Source organism: Eubacterium sp. 3_1_31 (assembly GCF_964249515.1).
GTDB classification, from domain to species: Bacteria; Bacillota_I; Bacilli_A; order Erysipelotrichales; family Erysipelotrichaceae; genus Longicatena; species Longicatena caecimuris.
In genome coordinates this window covers 19,324-28,819 of the sequence record NZ_CAXUBY010000036.1, presented here as the reverse complement: position 1 = coordinate 28,819, position 9,496 = coordinate 19,324, and the positions used below count along the sequence as shown (strand labels likewise).

Here is a 9,496-nt window from a genome sequence, read left to right as displayed (position 1 = left end):
AAGCACGGTTCGGGGAGAGGACTGCACAAACCTACCCTAGAAATAAGGAAAGGCGGTGCTTTCCTACTCTACTATGTAGGCGACGGGATGATGCTCCATTGTGGTTCGCCAATCCAATACGCAAACATCAATTCAAGCTACTGGCAGACACATTTCTATGCCTTCGGGCGTTTGTGAGCCAGAGGAAAGGAGTCCTTGCATGAACAAGATCGACAAGCTCGATAAGGAACTGGAAAAAGCCCGGGAGAAGGCTGCCGAATGGCAGGCCAAAATCCGGGAGCTGGAAAAGCAGAAACAGGAGGAAGAAAACAGCCAGATCGTGCAGGCGGTGCGCTCCCTTAAATTGACGCCCGCCCAGCTTATGGCTTTTCTGAATGACCCCAAAAACAGCCTTACCGCTTCGGGCCATACTGACCCGAAGCCGGAGGCATCCGAAAAGGAGGACACAGCCCATGAAGAAAACTAAATACCGCAGGCTGGCGGCGATTGCTGCCAGCCTTTTGTGTTGCCTGCTCTTTACGGTTCCGGCCTACGCCCAGAGCAGCGAGCCGCAGCCGGAGACAACGCCCACCCCGGCGGAAACCGAAGCGGAGCCGGAAACCCAGAACCCCTTTACCCCGGACGGGACGGGAACCGTGGTGGACAACGCCACCGACGAGGACGGCAAAGAGTTCTACACCATCACCACCGCAGACGAGAGCGTATTTTATCTGGTGATCGACAAGCAGAAAACCAGTGAGAACGTCTATTTCCTCAATACCGTTACCACAGACGACCTTCTGCCTCTTGCCGAACAGGGTAAGGAACCGCCCAAAGAAGTGACCCCGGAGCCAGAGCCAAAGCCCACCGAACCTGTGGAGGAAGTACCGGAACCCGAGCCGGAGAAAAAGGACAGCCCCCTTCTCTCTCTGCTCCTGATCGGTGCGGTGGTGCTGGCCGGCGGTGGGATTGGTTACTATTTCAAGATTTACAAGCCGAAGCATGAGGCCCCGGATTTGGAAGATGATTACTGCGAATATGAGGACGGGGAGCTGGAGGAGATCGCAGAGGAACCCGAGGACGAAGATACCCCGCCGTGGGAGGAAGATACGGAGGAATGAGAATGAATTTTACAAGCAGCCCTTTTGAACGAATGATGAAGGAAGTACCGCACCCCGGCTGGGACAATGACGACCCTTGTAAGGGATGCCGTTACTACAAGGAGTGCAAAGGAAAGAAAAAACAGTGCCGGAAGAAATTCCGGGCGCTGATCGTGGAGCCCCGCCCTTCGGGCCATCGTGGCCCGAAGTCCTGAATGGACGCCCGGGAGCTGACCCGTGACGAGAAGAAGAAAATCCGTTCCCTTGTCACGGGGATGTGCGCCAACTATGACCGGGAAACGGGCCTGTGCCTGCCGCTGGACTGTGGCTGCTATATGCTGCACAAATGCTGGACGGGCGCTTACTGCCGGTATTTCCGGGAGGCCGTCTTGCCCCTCGACCCGGAGCTTCTTGCGGCGCTGACCGTGGAAGGCGGCTCCCCGGAGCTTCGGGCCTGTACGGTCTGCGGGCGGGCATTTTTACCCGAAGGCCGTCAAGCCTACTGTTCCGACGCCTGCAAGGCCGAAGGAAACCGCCGGAAAAGCCGGGAACGCATGAGGAAAATGCGGGAGAAAAGGCCGGGCGGCGGTTACGATTTGCCACCCCGAAAGGCTTGATATTCCGGGCTTTTTTGAGGGCGTTTCCGGGGCGGGAATACTGCAACCCATCCCGCCCCGGTTTACTCCCTCATTTCGTAACATACCACACTTCGAGCCATGTTGGCCCGAGGTACAGAAAGGAGGTATCTCTTGGAGATCGTACAAGGCTATGCCATTTTGAAAACAACCACTTTTGACAGCGGACACGGCTTTGCGTTGGGGCATAATCCGGGAGCGCCGGACCCCTTTGTAACCTGGCAGTTTACCGAAGGCGAAAAGGGCCAGCGGGATTACTACTGGGGCCGCTATGGAAACAGCCTGGAATGGGCGCAGCGGGACTTTGATCGCCGGGTGGACGATTATCAGCACCTTTACCATGCAGCAGTCAAAAATACAGAGCTGGGCCCGGATGGCGTTTACCGCTACTATTCCACCCAGCGCCCTGTGGACATAGGCACCTACCCGAAGCCCCCGGATAACCTTCCGCTTTCCATCGTCAACTACGATGACGACAGGCGGCGTCCTGTGGCAAATGGCAGGCTGATGGCATGGGGAGAACTGACCTATGCGAAGCCGCTGACCGAAAAACAGATGGAGGACTACGAGCTGAAACCCGCACCGGCCAATCCTGACCGGGTGCGCCCCTCCATCACCGCCCGGCTCAAGGATGGAGCCAGAGGGCAGGAACCCCCGAAGGAACCCAGCCAGAAGCGGAACCATAAAAACCATGAGGAACGATAAAGGAGGATTGCCATGCACGAAAAAGACAACTATTTGAAAACCGCCGAGCTCTCCACGGAGCAGAACTGCAACATGATCGACGGCGTACCCAATAACACGCCCATCCAGCCTGCGCCCCCGGAGCTGGACGCAAAACCGCTGGATAAAGTGAAGGAGCCCAAAGAGCGCAGAAAGGGCCGGGAGCTGGAACGCTGATGGAGAACCGCAAGCGGAATGTCCATCTGCACGTCATGGTGACGCCGGACGAGCTGGCGGCCATCCATGAACGGATGGCCGAAGCGGGCATTTCCAATGCCGGGGCTTATGTGCGGAAGATGGCTCTGAACGGGTATATCCTGCACGTTGACCTTGCGCCCATAAAAGAATTGATCTCTCTGCAAAGGCGCTGTTCCAACAATCTCAATCAGGTCGCCGTACACGCGCATACCTACGGCGTGTACCCGGAGGAAATCGACGGATTGAAGCGGGACTATGAAAAGCTGTGGGGCGAGGTGTCAAAGGTGCTGCGGGAGCTCTCCGAGCTGGTGGCAAAGTAAGACGAGGGCGGCAAGCTTCCGTTGTGTGGGGCTTGCCGCCCTGTTCTTTTTTTACCACTTCGGGCCATGTTGACCCGAAGCTCCGGGACAGGATTCACTAATCTTTCGCAACATTTATGTCCCCGGACAGGCATGATAAAATAGAGGTAGGAAGGATAGATAAAGGAGGTTTTGAAGATGAAGATACTGCTGAAAATATTGGTTGCTCCCTTTGCGTTGGCGCTGTCCCTTTTGGCGGCTCTGCTGGTGTTCCTGTTTGATATTTGTGCCGTCCTGCTGACGATTGCCTCTGTGATCCTGGTGGTGCTGGGTGTCGCTCTCTTTTTCACGCCGACGCCCATAGGCGGGATTGTATTTCTGTTTCTTGCCTTCCTCCTTTCGCCGTATGGACTGCAAGCGGCGGCGGGCTCCCTTCTCTGGGCGCTGGACGGAGGCAAATCCGCTCTGTATCGGTTCCTGGCAAGTTAAGCAGCCTCGGGCCATACTGGCCCGAAGTCGGGGCGGTCTGAATGGGCCGCCCCTTTCTCATGGAAAGGAGGGATGATTTCTGGCTACCACAACTTTGTTACAGCGCCATGCGGGCGAAGGCGAAACGATTGCTGAGGCTATCCGGGATTGTCTGGACTATGGCAAGGACCCGGAGAAAACAGAAAGCGGAAAGTATATCTCCGCTTATGAATGTGATCCGGCCACCGTGGCAGACGAGTTCCTTTTGGCAAAGGCCAGCTATGCCGCTATGACGGGCCGGGAACAGAAAAAAGAAAATGATGTGCTGTGCTATCAGATACGACAATCCTTCTATCCGGGCGAGATCACCCCGAAGGAGGCGAACCGTATCGGCTATGAGCTGGCTATGCGCTGGACGAAGGGGCGGCACGCTTTTATCGTTACCACACATACCGACAAGCAGCACATCCATTGTCACATTTATTACAACTCCACCACCCTTGACTGCACCCGGAAATTCCGAAATTTTTGGGGCTCCAGCTTCGCCCTTCGGCGGCTCTCTGACAGGCTGTGCCTTGAAAACGGGCTGTCCATCGTGGAGAACCCGAAGCCCCGGAGCAAGGGTAAGTACCGGAATTATGGAGAATGGCAGAAAGAACGAAAAGGGCCGCTTTCCTATCAGGACAGGCTGCGCCTCGCCATTGATACTGCACTGGCGGAACGCCCCGCTGATCTGGACGAATTTCTTTCCCTGATGAAGCGGGCGGGATATGAGGTCAAGACGGTTCGGGGCGGCGGTATCAGTTTCCGGCTGACCGGGCAGGGACAGGAACGCTTTACCCGTCTGCGTGCCTCCACGCTGGGGGACGGCTACGGCTTGCAAGATGTTCTGGCCGCCATTGAGGGCAAAGAAAAACGCCCCGGGCACTCGGAGCGGAAAATCAGTCTGGCGGTGGATATTCAAGCGAAGCTGGCTGCCGGTAAGGGACCGGGATATGAACGCTGGGCGAAGGTATTTAACATTAAGCAGATGGCCGCTACCCTTGCCTATATACAGGACAATGGCCTGACCGATTATGAGCAGTTGGCGCAGAAAGCCACCGAGGCGGCAGACCGTTTCCATGCCATTTCCGAGCAGATCAAGCAGACGGAACAGGCCATGAAAACCAATGCCGGGCTAAAGGCCGCAACGGTTCAGTATGCCAAAACCCGCCCAGTCTTTGAGCAGTATAAGGCGACGAAGTACAGCCGGAAATTCCTTGCGGAGCATGAGGCCGACCTTGAACTGTACCGGGCTGCACAAGCAGAAATGCGCTCTCTGCTGGGCGGGGCAAAGCTCCCCAAAATGGATGTGCTGAAGGAAGAAGGCCGCAAGCTCACAGCAAAGAAAAAACAGCTCTATGGAGAATACCAGAAGGCACGACGGGATATGCAGGAGATCGTCACGATCAAGGCGAACATTGACACTTTGATGGGCTACACCGAGCCGGGAAGAAAGCAGGAAAAGGAGCGTTAAGGTTATGAAAATGAGGAGCAAAGCGACGCTGACACTTCGGGCCATGTTGGCCCGAAGATACGGGTTTGGGGCGAGCCCCAACAAGCCGCCTTTGTGCCACTTGTGGCCACAGAGGCATTGCTTGCCACTTAGCGGCAGCCCCTAAAATGGCGCAAAAAAACAGAGGCCCTTATTCTGGAACCTCCGTTTCTCTGGCTTTCTTAATGCCCTCGGCTGTGGCTTCTATCACGACAAGCTCTTTTTCGTTCATGGAGTTTAGTAGCACATCAATATGCTTTCTGCAAGAGCTTGACCTTGCCCCTCCATCCGCATGAATAAACTGGTCAACTGAGACGTCAAACATGGTAATGAGTTTAACAAAAAGGTCGAAGCTGGGATACTGCCCCTTGTTCTCAATATTCATAATGGTGCGGGAGTCACGGTCTACTAATTCCGCAACATAGGCTTGTGTCCAGCCCTTTTCTTCTCTGGCTCTTTTGAGCGCCAACCCGAGGCCGTGAAAGTCAAACCTTCTTTCATCTTGGTTCATTCTCATATCACCCTATATCATTGTACATTTCGGGTTGAATTATGAGAATGTAATGAAATTTGATGTGAGGTAGTATTTTATTTCTTGTTTTTGTCTGTCTATTATAAGTTAATATATTTCTATTGGAATAACAACTTCTACGCTTAATCCGTGCGGGGCAGTATCAGAAAATTGAATTGTGCCTTGATGTATTTTCACAATCTGCCGCACGATTTTAAGACCCAGCCCATGCTCGATTTCTCCCGTTTGCTTTTGCGTACTGGAAATATCTCTGTCGTTATTCAATGTGTTTAGTTGCGGCTCACTTATTCCACAGCCATTGTCTATTACAGAAAAGGTACACGTTCTATCACAGCTTCCTACTGATACTTGTATCCTACACCCGTTTGGATTATGGACAATACAATTCCTGATTAAATTGCATAACATCCGGTTTAGTAAGGATTGATCGCCAGTAATAGTGATAGCTTTTCCGGGATTATCTTCTGATAGCTCTAATTCATATTTGTCTGATAGGCCATCATTCAAAACTTCACTTACGGCTTGCCTCGCCAATTCTACCGGGACAAGTGTTTGCTTTTGCATAGGCTGCATGGAATATTCCAGTTTTGTAGTCAAATTCAAATTCTCAACTAAATTCTTTAGTTTTTCGCTATGTTTGCGGATAATTTCCGCTTGCTTTCTGGTGGTTTCCGGCAAAGAAGAAGTTTCTTCAATTTCGCTGGCATACCCTAAAATCATAGAAAGCGGCGTGCGTATATCGTGAGAAATACCCCTGATCCATTCGGCGCGGGTGTTATCTTTTTTTAGTAAGTAATCACCGGCTTTATTCAAACCGGCATTGATTTCTGCTAACTCCCCGTTTTCTTCCAGATGAACGGGATGCCCGGATGAAAGATGTCGTATGCCATTCAAAATCGGCTCCATAGCTTTTTCAATCCGGTGGGCATTTCGGACAAATAGATACAACATTAACAAAACATTGATACAGACAGCGGCTAAAAATCCAAACGCTATCGGCCGAACATATTGAGTTTTGATGGAAGTGTAGTAATTCGTTACATATCCCTGCGGGAAACCAACAACTAAAAGGCTGCCTTGTCGATTCCAAATATTAACTGGATAACTGTTAAGATACCAACGGCTGAACATAGCAACGTCCGTTGTGGAATAGTGGCGCGGCAATTCTTCCGGCACATTCATTTCCCAAATTATGTTTCCATTTTCATCCAAAATCATGGCCCATGCGCAAGCATTGTTTAACATTTCCTCTGCCTGTATATCGGCATTGAATTGCCCGTTAGTTTCTGTGATATGATTTGAAAAATCTTCAATCGGGAAATTTGAGTTTTTTACATTCCCTAAATAGGCGGCTGCAAAGAAAGAGGTTACTAACAAAATATTGACGAATAGAAAGAGAATGATGATACTGACTATTGAAAATATATAGCGGCGAAAAAATCGCTCTGATTTGTTCACGTTTGCACCCCCTTAATGTTCAGACGATACCCAATTCCTTTAATTGTTACAAGCGCAACTGGTTTTGAAGGATTTTCCTCGATTTTTTCTCTTAGATGCCGGATATGAGTTGCTAATGTACTTTCGTATCCTTGCCAGAAATCACCGCATATTGCTTGACATAATGCGCCTGTGGTAACGATCCTGCCTTGATTTTCATACAGTTTTTCAAAAAGTTGAAACTCTTTGGCTGTCAGCGAAATACTTTCTCCGCTTCTCTGGACGATTGCTTTTTCCAGATCAACCGTAGCAGCGTCAAAGAACACTTTCCGCTCTTTCTCCGGGTAAACGCGTTTCAATATAGCCTGTACTCGAAATAGTAATTCTTTTGGTAAGAATGGTTTTAACAGATAGTCGTCTGCACCATTTTCAAAGCCTACAAATTTATCTTCGGCCTCGCCACGAGCTGTCAGCATTAAGACAGGAATTTTGCTGGTCTTTCGTAGTTCTTTTAATGCAGCAAACCCATCCATACCAGGCATCATAACATCGAGTATCATCATATCTGGTTCTTGCTCCTCACACATTTTTAAGGCTGCCTCGCCAGACGAAGCCGTCAATACCTGTGTAAATCCTGCTCTTGTAAAAATAGATTTTACCATCTCCAACAAATCTGTTTCATCATCAACTACAAGGATTCTTTTATCGTTCATAAGGCACCACCTTTTATTTGTTGCTCTTATTATACCTCAAGATAGGTAAAATGCCTATTCTGACCTTGAAATCTCAAAGTAAACTCAAGGTTGGCTCAATGTTATCTCAAAGTTGATATGTTATGCTGAGTACACAAACAAAAAAGGAGGCATAAGTGATGAACGATTACATTATTGAAACACATGATCTGACAAAAAAGTATGGAAGTCAGACCAGTGTTTCCCATCTGAATATTCATGTGAAAAAGGGCCGTATCTACGGGCTGTTGGGACGCAACGGTGCAGGTAAGACCACGACCATGCGGATGTTGCTGGGACTGACGGCTCCCACGTCTGGCGAGGTAACGATATTTGGAAAGCCCTTTCAGGGCAACGAAAAGAATATCCTGCCCCGTATAGGCTGTCTGATTGAGTCGCCGGGCTTTTACCCCAATTTGACAGGAACGGAAAACCTAAAAATCTTTGCTGAACTTCGAGGATTAAGGAGCCCCAAATATATCAAAAATGCATTGGAACTTGTCAATCTACCTTACCGGGACAAGAAGTTGTTTTCCCAATATTCTCTTGGTATGAAGCAGCGGTTGGCGATTGCTCTGGCCGTCATGCACAACCCGGAACTTTTGATTTTGGACGAACCGATTAACGGCCTCGACCCCATCGGCATTGCGGAAGTGCGAGATTTTATCCGAGAATTGTGTGATACCAGCGGTAAAACCATTTTAATTTCCAGTCATATTCTTTCGGAAATCTCTCTGCTTGCAGACGATGTGGGAATTATTGACCACGGCAAGTTGCTAGAAGAAGAAAGTCTGAAAGAATTGGAGGCGAAAAACGCCAAGTTCATCCACTTCTGCGTATCGGATGCACAAAAAGCTGCGAAAATTATTGCTGCAACATTTCACAGCAAAGATTTTCGCCTTACAGATGCCAATAATCTGTATCTCTACGATATGACCCTGCCAGTGGAAAGGATTAACCGTTCTTTTGTCGAATCAGGAATTGAGATTCAAGAAGTCCATCTTTGTGAGGATACTTTAGAGGACTACTTCAAAAAGATAACAGGGGGTGAGGGGATTGCTTAACTTGATTCGGTGCGAGTTTTGGAAACTGAAAAGAAAAATGTTCGTGCAGTTGGTATTGGCGGCATCTTTTCTGTTTCCAATCCCGCTAACTGCCATTATCTATTATCTGAACACGGCGCAGAACAAATACGCTACAAAAGCAGCAGCTTTTGACGCCCTGTGGCAATCCGTAATCGGTTTTGGTATGTTGCTACTTCTTCCCTGCATTTTAGGAATTGTTGCAGCACTCCTCTTTTTTATGGAGCGAGATAACGACACCTTTAAAAACCTACGGACAATTCCGATAACAAGTTCACAGATGGTTATCGCAAAGTGCATTGTTTTATTATTGCTTAGTATTGCGTTTTGTATATCTTCGACTGTGGCCTCTATCCTTTGCGGTTTTGTCTTTTTCGGAGTGACCGATATTTTGTTTAAGGTATTGTTTTCCGCTGTTTACGGATTATTGATTGCGATTAGTGCATTACCGCTGGTATTGCTGATTGTATTTTTCAGCAGATCCTATATTTTTTCCATTATGCTTTGTGTATTTTATAGTGTATTCAACCTGCTCTCAACATTTTCTATGACAGCACTTCCAAAATGGCTTGTACTTACTCTGCCTACACCGAGCATTATGTTGTGGGGAACCCAGCAAATGTCTTCTCGTACTGCTATAAACGACACAGAGGATTTGCAGAACTTCATTCAAATGGGATTGATACCTTCTACTCCTCAACTAATTATAACTTTGGGGGTAATTGGGGCTGTTTCACTTCTTCTGGCGGTCTATCTTTATAAGAAAAGGAGTGAGTGA

The 9,496-nt window shown here is 49.2% G+C and carries 13 protein-coding genes and 1 pseudogene; 11 read left to right on the top strand and 3 right to left on the bottom strand.

Going from position 1 to position 9,496, the window contains the following annotated elements; genetic code table 11:
• Positions 1-72 precede the first annotated feature (72 nt).
• The 9 genes and pseudogenes from ACESSZ_RS12610 to ACESSZ_RS12570 all read left to right on the top strand — a co-directional run.
• Positions 73-177, top strand: a pseudogene (locus tag ACESSZ_RS12610) (peptidase P60); the annotation flags it as partial.
• Positions 178-199: 22 nt separating this feature from the next.
• Complete coding sequence (locus ACESSZ_RS12605) at positions 200-466, top strand: DUF4315 family protein (RefSeq protein WP_173793790.1); 267 nt, start codon at positions 200-202, stop codon at positions 464-466.
• Positions 453-1,100 (top strand): DUF4366 domain-containing protein, encoded by a 648-nt coding sequence (locus ACESSZ_RS12600; protein ID WP_173793791.1) that lies wholly within the window; start codon positions 453-455, stop codon positions 1,098-1,100. Before ACESSZ_RS12605 ends, ACESSZ_RS12600 begins: the two co-directional genes overlap by 14 nt.
• Before the next feature lie 194 nt (positions 1,101-1,294).
• Positions 1,295-1,696: a cysteine-rich VLP protein gene (locus ACESSZ_RS12595; protein WP_102268374.1), complete on the top strand. Its 402-nt coding sequence runs from the start codon at positions 1,295-1,297 to the stop codon at positions 1,694-1,696.
• 132 nt (positions 1,697-1,828) lie between these two features.
• The gene (locus ACESSZ_RS12590) at positions 1,829-2,419 is read left to right on the top strand and encodes a defense against restriction DarA-related protein (protein WP_243870798.1); all 591 of its coding nucleotides are present in this window, start codon (positions 1,829-1,831) and stop codon (positions 2,417-2,419) included.
• Positions 2,420-2,431: 12 nt separating this feature from the next.
• Positions 2,432-2,614, top strand: coding sequence for a DUF4316 domain-containing protein (locus ACESSZ_RS12585; RefSeq protein ID WP_021419846.1), 183 nt, complete (start codon positions 2,432-2,434; stop codon positions 2,612-2,614).
• On the top strand, positions 2,614-2,955 hold the full coding sequence (locus ACESSZ_RS12580; protein ID WP_021419845.1) for a plasmid mobilization protein: 342 nt from the start codon (positions 2,614-2,616) through the stop codon (positions 2,953-2,955). The genes ACESSZ_RS12585 and ACESSZ_RS12580 overlap by 1 nt, the downstream gene beginning before the upstream one ends.
• A gap of 177 nt (positions 2,956-3,132) precedes the next feature.
• Positions 3,133-3,423 (top strand): CD1845 family protein, encoded by a 291-nt coding sequence (locus ACESSZ_RS12575; RefSeq protein ID WP_023042378.1) that lies wholly within the window; start codon positions 3,133-3,135, stop codon positions 3,421-3,423.
• 94 nt (positions 3,424-3,517) lie between these two features.
• Positions 3,518-4,918 carry a relaxase/mobilization nuclease domain-containing protein gene (locus tag ACESSZ_RS12570; protein WP_330593419.1) on the top strand — a complete coding sequence of 467 codons (1,401 nt, stop codon included), beginning with the start codon at positions 3,518-3,520 and terminating at the stop codon, positions 4,916-4,918.
• A 169-nt stretch (positions 4,919-5,087) separates the two neighbouring features.
• Here ACESSZ_RS12570 and ACESSZ_RS12565 read toward each other — a convergent pair whose 3' ends face one another.
• The 3 genes from ACESSZ_RS12565 to ACESSZ_RS12555 form a co-directional block, all read right to left on the bottom strand.
• A complete protein-coding gene (locus ACESSZ_RS12565) occupies positions 5,088-5,453 on the bottom strand; it encodes a helix-turn-helix transcriptional regulator (RefSeq protein ID WP_005927604.1) in 366 nt (121 codons plus the stop codon).
• Between the two features lie 102 nt (positions 5,454-5,555).
• Positions 5,556-6,926, bottom strand: coding sequence for a sensor histidine kinase (locus ACESSZ_RS12560; RefSeq protein WP_173793794.1), 1,371 nt, complete (start codon positions 6,924-6,926; stop codon positions 5,556-5,558).
• Positions 6,923-7,618, bottom strand: a complete 696-nt coding sequence (locus tag ACESSZ_RS12555) for a response regulator transcription factor (RefSeq protein WP_117567961.1) — start codon at positions 7,616-7,618, stop codon at positions 6,923-6,925. Before ACESSZ_RS12555 ends, ACESSZ_RS12560 begins: the two co-directional genes overlap by 4 nt.
• Before the next feature lie 158 nt (positions 7,619-7,776).
• On the opposite strand from ACESSZ_RS12555, the gene ACESSZ_RS12550 reads away from it, so the two are divergent.
• On the top strand, positions 7,777-8,700 hold the full coding sequence (locus ACESSZ_RS12550) for an ABC transporter ATP-binding protein (RefSeq protein WP_117567960.1): 924 nt from the start codon (positions 7,777-7,779) through the stop codon (positions 8,698-8,700).
• Positions 8,693-9,496, top strand: coding sequence for an ABC transporter permease (locus ACESSZ_RS12545; RefSeq protein WP_117567959.1), 804 nt, complete (start codon positions 8,693-8,695; stop codon positions 9,494-9,496). Before ACESSZ_RS12550 ends, ACESSZ_RS12545 begins: the two co-directional genes overlap by 8 nt.